This is a genomic window from Paenibacillus sp. OK060 (assembly GCF_900101205.1).
GTDB classification, from domain to species: Bacteria; Bacillota; Bacilli; order Paenibacillales; family Paenibacillaceae; genus Paenibacillus; species Paenibacillus marchantiae.
The window spans coordinates 421,400-434,041 of sequence record NZ_FNFR01000005.1 but is presented as its reverse complement, the minus strand read 5'-3'; the positions used below and the strand labels follow the sequence as shown (position 1 = coordinate 434,041).

Below are 12,642 nucleotides of genomic sequence, written 5' to 3'. Positions count from 1 at the left end.
ATAGGCTGGTCGCCCTAGACCATTTTTTATATAGGGTGAAGTCCTTAAAATGAACATGAATAAAGGATTGGAGGAGAGAATCAAGTGACATCAACATTAATGAGTACATTGCCTCAGACAAGAAAGCCTTATTTACTTCGTAAAGGAGAGGGCACGAGTTATACGTTCGGTAAACAGGTAGTTACGGTCATGGCGGATGCTGACAGTACAGGAGGACAGTTCGAAATGTTCACCATCGCCGGGAGTAAGGGAGAGGTGTTTCCCCTCCATTTTCATAACAGTAGCTACGAATCTTTAATGGTTCTGGAGGGAAGAGTTGAGTTGGTAATCGACGGGCAATATCATCTTCTAACTTCTGGAGACTATGCACATATACCGCCAGGGACAAGGCATGCCTATCGGTTTGCAGGTCATCGAAATCGTATTGTTTCCTATTCATTACCTGGGAATATCACGTCTATCTTTCCTGTCATCGGTTTGGCCTATTCTTTCAAGGATTACCCACCGCAGCCCCTACACGAATGGACGCAAGAGGATTTGATCCGAGCCTCCGAGGTAGCCGATATTTGTTTTGAAGATGGGGAGTTACAGTGGGGTGCTTCCCAGCTTGTTGAGACAGGAGTAGTGTACGGCGGAGTCGTTCCTTATGTATTGGAGAGCGGGGAAGGGGATCGTCTCTTAACGGGAGATCAATTGCATCGCATTCTTGCGTCTCAGAAAAATACAGATGGCGCCTACATTTTTGTATCTACAGAAGGACCGAAGGGTGAACCTATTGTAGAGCATTATCACGAGAACCATGTGGAAACTTTTTATTGTGTACAAGGCCAGATGACCATGTGGGCGAATGGTGAGGAAATTCAGCTTCATGAAGGAGACTTCCTCCACGTACCGGAAGGTACTACCCATGCCTATCGTCTCGATGCACCGTATACCCGCTTTGTTGGAATGCTGGAGTGCGGTTTGTTTGAGCCATTCTTCCGCATCTTGGGTGAGCCTTATGAACATTTTATTTTCCCGAATGAACCTGGCCCGCTACGGATGGACCGCGTTATGGCTAATATGGATACTCTGGATCTGAAAGTGGTTGCCCAATCACCGTTGCATCGCAACTGAGTATATGATGGATAAAAAAACAAACCTTACACAACAATCACAATCGTATAAATTAGTTTGGATTTTGGCTTTTGCGATGGTTATTTCCGTGATGAATTCCACCATGTTTAATGTGGCACTGCCTGATCTTAGAGCAGAATTCGGACTGACTTCTTCCCAGGTTAGCTGGGTGGTAACCGCGTATATTATTATATACGCCATAGGGTCAGTAACGTATGGCAAGCTGGCTGATATGTTCAAGCTGAAAAATTTGATTACATTTGGATTATGCTGCTTTGCAATGGGGTCGCTAATCGGAGTACTGGCGGACAGTTATATGTTCATCATTGTGGCTCGAATTCTACAATCGATAGGAGCGTCCGTTATCCCGGCCTCTTCCATGTTGATTCCAATTCGTTATGTGGCTGAAGAAAATCGTGGCAGAGCATTGGGGATTACTTCGGCTGGTATGGCTCTTGGGACAGCGATTGGTCCAATCATTGCCGGGTTCGTTCTTAGTATGGCAAGCTGGCGTTTTCTCTTCGCGATTTCCATTTTGGTACTTGTTACATTACCGTTCTTTCGAAAATATCTGGGTAATGACAAGGGTGTAAGAGGACAGGCAGATCTTCCAGGGGGGCTATTGCTGGCTGGCGTTATTACACTGTTAATGCTTGCGATTACAAGACAAAGCTTGCTCTTGTTGCTGCTGATGTTAGTGACGCTCGTACTGTTCTGGATAAGGATGAGAAGATCGTCAGCACCGTTTATATCTCTTGATTTGTTTAAAAACAAACGCTACTCTCGCGGACTTCTCATTGGATCCATGGTGTTGACTTTGAATTTGTGTGTGCCTTATCTGATCCCCCAGATGTTAACCAGTCTCAATCAGTTGTCTGCATTACAGATCGGGTTGGTGATGTCGCCTGGAGCCTTGTTTGCCGCATTATTTGGACTCTTGGGCGGGCGCATTACGGATAAAAAAGGGAATCGTTATCTGTTTTCGTGGGCTTTTGGACTGCAATTCATTGCCTATACGCTATTGTACCTTTTTACAGGTGGTTCGTATGGTGTAGTGCTGTTTGTTCTTATCGCTGCGAATACAGGGCTGACATTTGCCCAGATTGCTCTTGCGAATACCGTATCCAGAACTTTGCCGAGGCATGAGGCGGGTGTTGGTATGGGTGTCTATATGATGTGCAGCTTTATCGCTGGTGCGATTGGAACGTCGATTCTTGGAACCACATTGGATGCAAAAGGGGCAAGCACTCAAGTATTCGGTTCCATTTATATCTTTTTTGGGATATGGATTGTGGTCTCCGCAGTATTGTTTCTTTCCTTTACCAAAAAGAGAGAGTCCGAATCTGCAGCAACCTAGGTTGTACTTGGTATCGTCGATTTAAAATCGATAGAAGCTTTCTGTCATACGCAAGTTATTGAACAGGCTGTCCCACAATTCCTCTAAAGGATGGAGCAGCCTGTTTGTTATGTTTACGGAAAGATCTCAGTATCCTGAAGCTACAGTAAAAAGATCGGGATAAATAAGGCAGGGAGCAGGTTCAACACTTTGATCTTCGTAATCTACAAGATGTTTAACCCCGTATAAAGCGTCAGAATACCGCCAATCAGAGCAATTTCGTTCATGATATTCAACGTCATGAAGATGGATAAACAATTAATCAATTTATCAAGCAAGATTTCACTCCTGAATTCACCAAACTGAGTTTAGAACATCGTCGACTTCTTTGATTCTTGTGACAGATGGTGTTTGAATTAGATTTCCTTTAACCATGACAATAGAGATGTCTGACAAGGCCTCGATATGTTCCAGGGGATTTTGCTCCATAATAATCAGATCGGCATGTTTTCCGATATCCATCGTCCCTGTAATATCGTCAACACCGAGGATCTTCGCATTGGTTCGAGTCACCATGTCGATGACCTGTTTGATGTTCAGGTTGGCCTGTCTCATGTAATGGTCCAACTCTCTCCACATATCATAGTGAGTCACGTAAGGCATGGCGGCATCGGTGCCTATCCCGATGCTGATGTCGTTTTCGATCGCTTGTTTTACACCTTTGAGCATGGAATCATAGACGAGTCTGGAGTTCTCTTTTACCGTTGCACTTACCTTCGTTACGCTGGTATCAAGTGAAGCGGAGGGATAAGCGGCTTGCAGGGTGGGGATGAGTGCGGTGCAGCCATTCAGGGCATTGGGATTATTTTTGTACAAACGAATGATTTCGTCGTCCATCTCCGAACCGTGCTCAATGGTATCGACCCCACCTTGTAACGCAACCCGTACGCCTTCGGTGCTTTCCACATGCGCTGCCACCCGCAAGCCAATCTTATGCGCTTCATCGCAGATCGCCGCAACTTCGTCCACCGTCATCTGTAAACGTCCAGCTTCGCCCACCATCTTCGCATCCGTCACGCCACCAGTCACACAGATTTTGATCAGATCCACACCGTGTTTCACATTGATCCGTACATTTCTTCGTGCTTCCCACGGGGAGTCGCCAACCAGAGCCAGGAATGGAGCACCGTGTCCGCCCGTTACACTTAGGAAAAACCCGGAGACTAGCAGATTGGGGCCGACAAAGTCACCGTTGTTAATCTCATCCCGCAGCTGGACGTCCGTGTAAAAGAATTCCCCCACACTGCGCATCGTCGTCACACCCGCATGGAGTGCGGTCAGCGCGTTGCGTTTCATGCGTTTTTTCAAAACGTTTCTGCCAAACTTGGTGTTCAATATTCGATCATAGGCAAACTGCAACATGCCTTCACTAACCGAGAGACTGAACGGTTTACCGTCTGCAAAGAGGTGCACGTGGGCGTTGATCAGTCCAGGCATTACGTATTTTCCTGAGAGGTCGATTGTTGTGTAGTGACTAGGGATAAGCAGTTCGTTATCTTGGCTTATATTCTGAATAAGTCCTTGTTCATTGACAAGAATGGTCATGTTTCTTTGCAGATTGCGGCTTGAGTCGCCGTGGATCAGATTGACGTTTTTCAATGCGTAAGCGGTGTTCATATGTGTTCCTCCTTTGGATGTAGGTGAAGCGAGTAGTTAGGGTAACGAAGATACCTGTTTCAATAATGAATAAATAATTCATTTTTAGGTTAAAAAAATTGGCTGATATATGATGAAGTTTTTTTGCGTGCAAACCAAGTGAAGTTGATCTGATCTGCACGCTTTGTCTATCTGACATAAGTGATGAGATATAGCGTTATTCGTTGAGACTTTTCATACCGTACAGTCTGTATACATACAAGGCTTCGAATATTTGCTTCCGGCTGTCCTCACTCATATCCCGCTTCAATAGATCCAGGTTCATGTCGATCACGTTGTGCGCGAGGATGTTCAGTAAGATCAAATTCTCCTCGGTGCCAATCTCATACCGTTTATATTGATTCTTGAGATAGGCCTTCTTGGTTTCGATCATTAGCTCAACAAGTTCATTCTTGGCGTTGGTGTAGATGGTGCCTTTATTCTTTTCAAAGATGATCACGATTTGATTCCGATATTTCCGTAACACATCAACCTGTTCCTGTAACAGTGCCGACTTTCGCTCGCTATCCGTTTCCTCGAAAAGAGTCTGGTTATCAAAGTGAATCGTCTCCACCAGCACATTCTTCAGATAATCCACCAGATCCGGTGGCACGACGGCGTAGAATAGTTCTTTCTTATTCTTAAAATAAGTATAGATATTGCCCACGGAAATATTAATTTCATCCGCGATATCGCTCATCTTGGCATCCACATAGCCTTTTTCAAAAAAGACCTTGAGCGCCGCGTATTCAATCTCTTTCCTGACTTCGTCTTTCTTGGCTTGCACCATCGGGAACGACTCCTTAATAGTGAATGGGCGGTTCGTTATTAGGATAAGCCTTTTTGAGTGGTGTGTCAAATGAGGAGAGGGTAAACTAGATCTCGGCTTATAGAAGATCTAGTGCTTATTTCGTATGTTTATTTAAAATAATCCACTAGGACAGGATCAATATGGATGAAGACATTGAAATACATACTATTCATTTGGGCAAAAGTGACATTATTAGATTCAATCAATAATTAGTGAAGGAATTTGAAGCTCTATGCGAGAGTGGCGTGATGAATTATGTTGTATATGGGAAGATATAGAGGTAATGAACAAGGAGCACTTAAACATGTGCTCCTTGTTTTAAAATTAGATAGTCTTATTTCGAATTTAAAAGTTCAATTATGTCAGAATTTTCTTTCTTTATGGCGAGTGTTTTTTTCTCATTGTTCGGTAATAGTTGCTCAAATGTTACGTTATATAGTTCTAAGGCTTTTTTCCAATCGCCTGTATTTGTAACCTCAGAAGCTTTAGAAAGAAATTTTTCATAAATAGCCTTTTGTTGCTCATTGGAAGGAATTTCGTTATTGTTGAATTCTAAGCCTAAATAAAACATCTTTTTTTCCGGATTGTATGCATAGTGGGTTGAAGCGACTTCAGTTTCATCTGTTTCAATGTTTAGGCTTGATTCTTTCATAGTCTCAATCAAGTCATCGAGAGATACTTCTTTTTTCTCATTACACGAAATAAGCAATACAGAGACCAGAGCTATTAGGCTTATGATTATAGTAAAACGTAACTTGGTCATTCTTCATCCTCCCTAGACTTTAATGTTAAGAAGCATTTTTATTTTATTTATTATTTTAAAAAATATAACAGTTAGTTGGCTTGATTGACATATTTAATTATACTTTGAAAATCGATGAGTCCAAATCCATAGTGATCATCTCTTCCTTTTGTGCCTAAATCGATTGAAGTTTGTTTGAAAATTTCGTTAAGCTTTTTTTCATCTATTTTAGGATCAATTGTTTTCAGGAGTACTACCAAGCTTGATACTAAAATACTTGAGGCGGATGTACCAGATATAATCTGATTTTTACCATGTTCGTCCATTAAAGATGTGGGAATATCAATCCCTGGGGCACTCAAAGTTATGTCACTATTAAAATTATTTGTTTGTACATAGTTATTTTTTTGGTCAATCGCCGCAACTGTGATAACTCCTTCATATGCCGATGGATATAATTTTTGGCGTGTCATATCGTTACCTGCGGATGTGATAACCAATATGCCTCTATTAAGGGCTTCATTAATTAAATTATTTAGTTTTGCATTGTTCTTATAGGTACCTATACTCAGATTAATGATATCAACGTTGTTTTCTAGTGCAACGGATATTCCCTTATTTAAAGATTCAATTTCTATTTTTTTGTCTGTTCCAACATCAATTGAATACATTTTCAAATGGTCTCTTAGCAATTTTCCATCTAATGATGGGGTGTCTAAAAATTTACTTGTGCAAAATGCTGAGGTAATCAACGTACCATGTTTACTATCATTATCTTCTGATCCAGTTATTTTAATTTCTTCTATATCCATATTCTTCAAACAAGGACTCGTTTTATCAGTACCAGTGTCAATAATTGCAATGGATAAAGGTTTCATTGCAATTTCATCTTTTACTGGATAGTAATTTAGGTTACTGTATGGCCACTCTTTAATACTATCTGTCGCCAAAATTACCTCTATTTTATTATGAGGTTTCAAAATTAGAATAGCAAAACATATAATAATAGATAGGATAATACAACTGTAAAAAATATGTTTAGATTTGATCATAAGTAACCCCACTTACAAAGTAATAAGTTATACGACAATATTCGTTGTCGTATAACTTATTATTGATTATTTAAATACCTACTCCATAAATACCAGCATAATAGTGCGAACCAATCAAAGAACAACGAATGCTTGCATATTGTTCCCAAGTACTGTTCTGATTGACTGTGAAGGAGTATACTCCAGCCAAAGATACACTATGCGAAGCTGTCAGCTTAAAGGAAGCTTTAGCCTCATTTTGGGTCCAAATCTCTGGTTTTTTATAGTAATCGGTTTCAGTAATTTGTCCCTGTAAAGTGCAATCACCTACTTCAGAAATACCAACTGCTGCTCTTCCGCATGCTTCTCCAGTGAATTCAACGTGTTTTTGTCCGTTACTGACTTTAGTGATCTGAGTAACATAGATCTTTGAAAAAGTTGTACCATCAAATTGCTTCAATTCAGCTGTGGCACTGAAATTACCATCCGAAGGCCAGTTTTTACTTGTCATCTCTTTTTGGTTAGGCAAAGTATATACGTTTACATTATCCTCAGTAATCTCGTCAATTCTCTCTTGAGTTACTGTGAATTCAATCCAAGAGCCATCTTCAAATTCCAGTCTATCATTGGTAACTGTTGGATTCTTTTCTCTATACTCTTCAAACTCTTTCATACGTTCTTCATGAGTCAGAACGTTTAATTCTTTCTTTTCTTCGTAATCTTCTTGTAAGAAAGAAATATCTTCTTCTTGAAGTCCAACTGCTTCTGCTTTAGTTGAAGTCAGGCTTCTGATACTAGGATCTGTTGTAACAATAATTTGATCATTTCCATTCAGATCCAGGACTTGTCCAGTTTCAGCAAGTTGACTTTTAATTTTTTCATATTGTAATACTTTAGAGGCCTCAGACTCAGTTAAACCCTCGGTAATTAATTCATTGAGCTTTGTACTGGTGGAATTTAATTCTGTAGCGTTAGTAACAGGAGCTACTGACATAAGTAAAGAACATCCTAAAAGTATAGATATTATTTTCTTCAACATATTCCCTCCTATATTTACAATAATTGCAAATGCGCATTTGCCGATGTTAATCTTAACCTTGATACGTAAAAACTTAAATAGGTCAAAAAGTCTAAAAAATGTATTATTTTGTCGTTTTTTTGTTATTATACGAAGGTAGATCTTATTTATATTTAGATACAACATGCTATTTAGTTGATTAAATCGCTCTGCAGTTAAGGAGTTACTAAAATGACTTCCGCGGAACATACCACAATTAATGATGGAGCGGAGGTTAGTACTTTCGCTTCCCTTTTTATTGAAGAATTAGAGGAACGATGGTCTGAAATAGATATATTAATAGAACAAATTAAATTACAAAGTAATGTTGATGTAAAAAATGTTCTTTGTAGATCGGCGGTAGTTCTGTTAGTTGCTCATCTTGAAGGTTTTATGAAAGAAGCGGCATCAACATTAATAAGAGACTTAAACCAGTATTGTACTTTCTCGGACTTTCCAAAACGAATTCAAAAAACCTACTGCAGTTTGTTCTTGTCGACTATAAATGATAGTGGAGGCATCGATAATAGGATTCAGGGTAAGTTACTTGAGGAGTTTTCCAAATTAAATGCTCGTCTTACTGTCGAACCTTTTCTATTTGACAGAAATAAAAATCCATCACCGAGTGTAATTGAACTTATTCTTAATAATTTTGGTATCAAGGATTTTTTTAAGTTACTGCATAATTCAAAATTAGATGTTGTGTTTGAAAACAATATTTCTGAAACGAAAGAGCTTTTAACAGATTTAAAAGATTATATAAAGCAAGCAGTTGTAAGCTATCCATATAAAATTAATTTATTGGATTATCAAATCTTGATTAAAAATGGACAACTTTTAAGAGATGATTCATTGTGGATAGTATTTATAGATGAGTTATTAAGAAAACGACATTCTATCGCACATGGAGCGAATTTTCAAAATGAGATAGCAGTAAAGGAACTAGAAGATGCAAGGATTAAAGTTCAGATACTGCAATACACAATTGCGTTAGTACTGTTTAACTCCTCGATTACGACTCTCTAAAGCTGCTCTTAACTTGATTTGTGAATGGTACGTCTTAGCGTACCGACTCAAGTTCATTTTTATGTTACCCTCTCCTTAACAAAGGAGTGGTGACATGACAAGTACCGACAGTGAAAATCTCGCTTCGCAGTACGCACAACTCATCGAACAGGAAGACGATTACGTTAACCAACTGGTCACATGCAACAAACTCATCCTAGACGCCATGGACATCATCGCAAAGCAAGCAGGTGTGCTTGAGATGGATACCGTGAAACAGGCTGCGTATCACCTTCATTCCATGGAACAGGATTTGAATCGAAAGTTATTTAAAGTCCGACTGGAGAAGAGCATCTTGACAAATCAAATGAGTCAGTCTACATAAAGTCACCTTAACTAAAGGACAGTGCAGGATCATACAAGATGATCTTGAACTGTCTTTTTGTCTGTCCATCCAAACGTTTTTCGCCTTCAATTAAGCATTGACTTTCCCCACAAATCCCCCTACACTTCAATTATTAAAATACTTTTAAAAACATTCATTGAATGGTTCGAAATGAACGAAAGGAGGCATACAACTAACCATGTTACCCACTTCACACAACACCCAACAGGTGAAGCGCATTAATGTTGAACTTGTGAAGAATACACTGCGATCAATAGGCGTAGGCACGAAGGCTTCCATTGCAAACCTGACGAAACTCAGCGTAGCCACATGCGGCACGATCCTGAACGAGTTGCTTCAGACAGGTGAGATTATCGATCTGGGCCCAGATGAATCAAGTGGGGGAAGACCTGCAAGTCGGTATCAATTCAATGCGGACTACGCAAGTGTGCTGTGTCTGATTATTCGAACGGAGGGTGGCATTCACTCGATTACACATACACACGCCAATCTGAACGGGGAAATGACGGACGAACAGACGCTCATTTTGGATGAGATTAATGTGACTGTGGTGGAGGATTTGATTGCGAGCCTGATCGAAACGCACCACAATGTGCAGGCCATTGGCATTGGTATACCAGGGGTGGCACACGACGGTGTAATTGGCATTTGTGATGTGTCGGAGCTGGCGGGTCAACCGCTAGGGCCAAGGCTCAAGGAACAGTATGATGATGTGGAAGTGGTCATTGGTAACGACATGAATCTCACGGTGTACGGACTGTATAACCAGCAGCAATTTGAAGAAGAGAAGAACTTCGCGGTAGTTACATTTCCTGAGAACCATTTTCCTGGTGCAGGCTTTATTATTGATGGTCGTCCGCTCACAGGGAACACGCAATTTGGGGGCGAGGTATCTTTTCTACCTTTTGGCGTGTCACGGGAAGAACAGTTACGGATGTTGAAAACAGCGGAAGGGTTGCAGGAACTGGTGGTACAGACACTGGTATCCATTATTGCGATCATTAATCCGGCAACGATTGTGGTAACAGGGGATACGATGGACCCGGCTATGCGGGATGGCCTGACGCAAGGTTGTCTGGATCGAATGATTCCATTGGAGCATATGCCGGAGTTGATTATCCAGAGAGACACACGACGTGAATACCTCACTGGGGTGGTCGCTGTTACGTTGGAGAGCCTGACTTATCGCATCCAACTGATCGAGAAGCAATGGTAGTCAACCACATTTTATGGCACCTTAATGGAGGAACTTAATTTGAATCAGCAAGCAGGTACAGAAGGAAACAAGAAAAAGTTCAACAAGCTTTACGCCATGCAACTGGCAACGATTTTTCTGGGATTTATCGTATTTGGTATATCTGAAAATATTAAGGGACCAGCCATTCCGCGAATTCAATTCGACTTCAATCTGGATGAGAAACAGCTCGGGACGTTATTGTCCCTGAATGCACTGGGGTACCTGATCGCCTGCTCCTTCACCGCCATCCTAGTTCGCAAATGGGGCATTAAGGCAGTTAGCATCATTTCGTTTGCATCAATGATACTCTCGGGTGTGTTCATTTACGTATCTCATACATATCCACTTTTTGCTTCATCTTACTTCTTCATGTACATCGGAAACGGCATGCTGGAGATTGCGCTGGCGATTCTGGGGGCGCGAATCTTTGTGAAAAACACAGGTACGATGATGAACCTCTCCCATTTCTTCTATGGGCTGAGTTCAACGGTAGCGCCTTTGCTGGCGACAGGTGTGATGTCGTTGCACGTGTTTGGTCACGAACTGGACTGGCGTGGTATGTATCTGGTGATGTTGTCACTCTGTATGCTACCGATCATTGCAGCGCTGCGCAGTAAGTTTCCGGGGGACGATCTTCCTCATGAAGATCGGACTTCACTCAAGACGTTAACACGTGATCCAGCCATCTGGCTGATGGTGCTTATTCTTTCTTTTGGCGTGGTATCAGAACTGGCGGTTGGGGGTTGGCTCGTTAACTTTCTGGAGAAAGCCTACACGTGGGACACGGTCAAAGCATCTGGGCTGCTGTCTGCGTTCTTCCTGAGTTTTTCGTTGGGCAGACTGTTGCTAGGACCGCTTACTGACCGGATCGGATTCGTATTGTCGTTGATTCTGTTCTCTGCTTTCTCGGCGGTATGTACGTTTGTCGCCATTGCAGGCGGAGAGGAGTTGGCATTTTTCTTTGCCGTATCGGGAGCGGGTATTGCGATGATCTATCCAACAGTCATGGCATTTATCGCACGCAGATATCCAAACGGCAGTGACACTGCGATTACGTTCACAGTTACCTTGATGGGGATTGGTAGTGTCATCGGTAACTATGTAATTGGTTGGGTGATTGAGGGCGTGAAGAATGCATATGGCCCAACCACTCAGCTGGGGTTATTGCGCGGACTTCAAGCAGGGTACGGATTCATCGGCCTATGCGCTGTAATCTGTGCGGCATCTGGAATAGTGTTGTACGGGTATTTGAAGCGGAAGCAGGAACTGATTTAGCTATCATTTATTGATTTTAAAACAGAAATCGATGCTTTATGTAGAAAGCAAATAAAGTGTGAATTAACGATGCTTCTTTAAACTATGGGAACGATAGTGGAATAATACACATTAATGAGCAGATACTTCGGTATCCTGCTCTTTTTATTAAGCTAAGTGCAGGTTAGTTATTTCTTGAAATACAGAAAAAGAGCCGCAACCGCAGCTCAAATAAGTAATCGGTAAAATTACACCGTAATTTAATATAGTTAGAAATTAAGATGTAGTAACGGTTTAATATGCTCAGCTGCCGCATTAAACTTATCCGCAAATTCCTTCGAATTTTCGTATTCTTTTGGCAAGTTATTCAGGAATAGTTTGACCTGTTTGACCACTTTCATGCGTACTTCAGAATCTGCACGATTACCTTTTAATTGATCTCTTACAAGATAACCATATTCCCCCCTAAATATTAAAAAGTCATTGATGAGAACATTTAGTTCAGGAAAATTTTTAGTATTTTCTTTTAAGAGAGTTAATTGGTCATTCACTAAAATAATGGAAGTATAGACATCAAACATTTGCTCAACTTCATTATCAGTCTCTATCTCACTGGTTTGAGAAAGTGTATCATCCAATTTCTGTACTCTCGCAACAAAACCAGTATAATAATTCGAATTAACCTCAACTTCTTTCTTAGTGTATAAGCTTTCAATTAAAATAAAAGTTGAAGCAATGATCAAGAGAACGACAACAACGATGATGATTTTAGAATATTTTTTCTTCATCATTAATTCAACGTGTGGTATTTTCTGCAATTTAGTATACCTCTATAATATTTTTGTTATGTACACAACATTAGCGATACTACCACAAAAAAAGGGAATAGATCTATCTGTACAATTTACCATTTATATGGAATCGAATTACAATAATCTATCATGTTCTGTAA

At 40.7% G+C, this 12,642-nt stretch carries 12 protein-coding genes; 6 read left to right on the top strand and 6 right to left on the bottom strand.

The annotated features are described in order from the left end of the window. The first annotated feature begins 99 nt into the window (after positions 1–99). On the top strand, positions 100–1,116 hold the full coding sequence (locus tag BLS14_RS20540) for a quercetin 2,3-dioxygenase (protein WP_090953882.1): 1,017 nt from the start codon (positions 100–102) through the stop codon (positions 1,114–1,116). Between the two features lie 4 nt (positions 1,117–1,120). Then, complete coding sequence (locus tag BLS14_RS20535; protein WP_256336613.1) at positions 1,121–2,473, top strand: MFS transporter; 1,353 nt, start codon at positions 1,121–1,123, stop codon at positions 2,471–2,473. A 333-nt stretch (positions 2,474–2,806) separates the two neighbouring features. Here the strand turns inward: BLS14_RS20535 and BLS14_RS20530 are convergent, their stop codons facing one another. From BLS14_RS20530 to BLS14_RS20510, 5 genes are all read right to left on the bottom strand, one after another. Beyond that, a complete protein-coding gene (locus BLS14_RS20530) occupies positions 2,807–4,129 on the bottom strand; it encodes a metal-dependent hydrolase family protein (protein ID WP_090953678.1) in 1,323 nt (440 codons plus the stop codon). 196 nt (positions 4,130–4,325) lie between these two features. Then, positions 4,326–4,937, bottom strand: a complete 612-nt coding sequence (locus tag BLS14_RS20525; RefSeq protein ID WP_090809647.1) for a TetR/AcrR family transcriptional regulator — start codon at positions 4,935–4,937, stop codon at positions 4,326–4,328. Positions 4,938–5,292: 355 nt separating this feature from the next. Further along, the gene (locus tag BLS14_RS20520; RefSeq protein WP_090809649.1) at positions 5,293–5,721 is read right to left on the bottom strand and encodes a hypothetical protein; all 429 of its coding nucleotides are present in this window, start codon (positions 5,719–5,721) and stop codon (positions 5,293–5,295) included. A 71-nt stretch (positions 5,722–5,792) separates the two neighbouring features. Further along, positions 5,793–6,752, bottom strand: a complete 960-nt coding sequence (locus tag BLS14_RS20515; protein ID WP_090809651.1) for a S8 family peptidase — start codon at positions 6,750–6,752, stop codon at positions 5,793–5,795. A 70-nt stretch (positions 6,753–6,822) separates the two neighbouring features. Further along, positions 6,823–7,770: a hypothetical protein gene (locus BLS14_RS20510; protein WP_143021568.1), complete on the bottom strand. Its 948-nt coding sequence runs from the start codon at positions 7,768–7,770 to the stop codon at positions 6,823–6,825. A 210-nt stretch (positions 7,771–7,980) separates the two neighbouring features. Between BLS14_RS20510 and BLS14_RS20505 the strand changes: the two genes are divergently transcribed. The 4 genes from BLS14_RS20505 to BLS14_RS20490 all read left to right on the top strand — a co-directional run bounded on the left by BLS14_RS20505 (position 7,981) and on the right by BLS14_RS20490 (position 11,711). After that, positions 7,981–8,814 carry an MAE_28990/MAE_18760 family HEPN-like nuclease gene (locus BLS14_RS20505; RefSeq protein WP_090809655.1) on the top strand — a complete coding sequence of 278 codons (834 nt, stop codon included), beginning with the start codon at positions 7,981–7,983 and terminating at the stop codon, positions 8,812–8,814. 94 nt (positions 8,815–8,908) lie between these two features. After that, positions 8,909–9,178: a hypothetical protein gene (locus BLS14_RS20500; protein WP_090953676.1), complete on the top strand. Its 270-nt coding sequence runs from the start codon at positions 8,909–8,911 to the stop codon at positions 9,176–9,178. A gap of 199 nt (positions 9,179–9,377) precedes the next feature. After that, entirely contained in the window at positions 9,378–10,415 is a 1,038-nt protein-coding gene (locus tag BLS14_RS20495; protein WP_090953674.1) for an ROK family protein, read from the top strand. Between the two features lie 96 nt (positions 10,416–10,511). Continuing rightward, complete coding sequence (locus BLS14_RS20490) at positions 10,512–11,711, top strand: MFS transporter (RefSeq protein ID WP_090953878.1); 1,200 nt, start codon at positions 10,512–10,514, stop codon at positions 11,709–11,711. A gap of 248 nt (positions 11,712–11,959) precedes the next feature. Here BLS14_RS20490 and BLS14_RS20485 read toward each other — a convergent pair whose 3' ends face one another. Continuing rightward, entirely contained in the window at positions 11,960–12,478 is a 519-nt protein-coding gene (locus BLS14_RS20485) for a hypothetical protein (protein WP_176854640.1), read from the bottom strand. Between the last annotated feature and the right edge of the window lie 164 nt (positions 12,479–12,642).

What these genes read in the sequence shown, in the direction of transcription:
- BLS14_RS20515 (WP_090809651.1), bottom strand. Translation starts at nt 6,752, where the DNA reads ATGATCAAATCTAAACATATTTTTTACAGTTGTATTATCCTATCTATT.
- BLS14_RS20525 (WP_090809647.1), bottom strand. Translation starts at nt 4,937, where the DNA reads ATGGTGCAAGCCAAGAAAGACGAAGTCAGGAAAGAGATTGAATACGCG.
- BLS14_RS20500 (WP_090953676.1), top strand. Translation starts at nt 8,909, where the DNA reads ATGACAAGTACCGACAGTGAAAATCTCGCTTCGCAGTACGCACAACTC.
- BLS14_RS20540 (WP_090953882.1), top strand. Translation starts at nt 100, where the DNA reads ATGAGTACATTGCCTCAGACAAGAAAGCCTTATTTACTTCGTAAAGGA.
- BLS14_RS20505 (WP_090809655.1), top strand. Translation starts at nt 7,981, where the DNA reads ATGACTTCCGCGGAACATACCACAATTAATGATGGAGCGGAGGTTAGT.
- BLS14_RS20530 (WP_090953678.1), bottom strand. Translation starts at nt 4,129, where the DNA reads ATGAACACCGCTTACGCATTGAAAAACGTCAATCTGATCCACGGCGAC.
- BLS14_RS20485 (WP_176854640.1), bottom strand. Translation starts at nt 12,478, where the DNA reads ATGAAGAAAAAATATTCTAAAATCATCATCGTTGTTGTCGTTCTCTTG.
- BLS14_RS20535 (WP_256336613.1), top strand. Translation starts at nt 1,121, where the DNA reads ATGATGGATAAAAAAACAAACCTTACACAACAATCACAATCGTATAAA.
- BLS14_RS20510 (WP_143021568.1), bottom strand. Translation starts at nt 7,770, where the DNA reads ATGTTGAAGAAAATAATATCTATACTTTTAGGATGTTCTTTACTTATG.
- BLS14_RS20490 (WP_090953878.1), top strand. Translation starts at nt 10,512, where the DNA reads ATGCAACTGGCAACGATTTTTCTGGGATTTATCGTATTTGGTATATCT.
- BLS14_RS20495 (WP_090953674.1), top strand. Translation starts at nt 9,378, where the DNA reads ATGTTACCCACTTCACACAACACCCAACAGGTGAAGCGCATTAATGTT.
- BLS14_RS20520 (WP_090809649.1), bottom strand. Translation starts at nt 5,721, where the DNA reads ATGACCAAGTTACGTTTTACTATAATCATAAGCCTAATAGCTCTGGTC.